Genomic DNA, 890 nt, shown 5'->3' with positions numbered 1-890 from the left:
GCCAGATGACCTTGATGAGCTGGCGTTTGAGGCAGCGGAGTGCTTCGCGGTGGGTTTTGCCTTCGTCGCGTTTGCGTTGGTAGTAGGCGCGGCCGGGCCCGGTTTTCATGCGGGCCTGGGTCATTGCGGCAAGGTGGACGGCGCGTTTGAGCTGGGGGTTGCCCCTGCGGTCGAGGCGGTGGCGGTCATGGTTGCCCGAGGCGATCTGTTTGGGGGCGGCGCCGGCGAACGCGGCGAGGCGGTGGTGGTTGGCGAAGCGGGCCGGGTCGCCGATCGCGGCGAGGATGGCGCAGGCGCTGACCGCGGCGATGCCGCCGATCTCGGTCAAGCCGGTCCGAGTCTGGGCGGTCAGGTCGTTCATGCGCTGGTGGTTGGCCTCTAGAGCGCGGGCCAGGCGACGCAGTTCGGCGAGGAGGCCGCGGGCGAGGCGCTTGGTCTCGGCGATGACCGGGCCGGTGGCCTTGACGCCCTTGAGGAGGTTGGCGAAGTCGCTGGTCTTCGCGCCGGTGGGGGCACCGCCGGGCCGCAGGACGCGGAAGAGGGCGTGGAGGCGGTTGCGTTTGGCGGTCAGCTCAGTGTTGAGCGCTTCTCTTTCCTCGGTGAGCAGCCGCGCGATCTCACCGGTCTCGTCGGTGGTGGAGGCGTATCCGGCGCCGGTCACGGCCGCGAGGGCGGTGGCCAGGGCGTCGGCGGTGTCGTTCTTGTTGCGCCCACCCTTGCGGGCCAAGCGCTGTGCCCGGACTTCCTTGGTGGACACGTCCGTGATGGCGAAGCCGCGGCCGCCCAGCCAGGCGGCGAGGTTCCGGCCCAGGCCGCGGGCGTTCTCGATGGCGACCTGATCGACCGCGAAACGCTCGAGCCAGTCGGCCAGCTCGTGGTAGCCCTTCGAT

General features: G+C 70.4%; 1 protein-coding gene. It reads right to left on the bottom strand.

Annotation, left to right across the window (positions count from 1 at the left end; genetic code table 11):
- Positions 1 to 890 (bottom strand): IS110 family transposase (locus tag ACFO8M_RS26550; protein ID WP_387981097.1); only part of this gene is annotated, 890 nt, incomplete at both ends.

Source organism: Glycomyces rhizosphaerae (assembly GCF_042647865.1).
Taxonomy (GTDB): Bacteria; Actinomycetota; Actinomycetes; order Mycobacteriales; family Micromonosporaceae; genus Glycomyces; species Glycomyces rhizosphaerae.
Note: the sequence above shows the minus strand (reverse complement) of the source record. Positions and strands in the feature narration are given on the sequence as shown.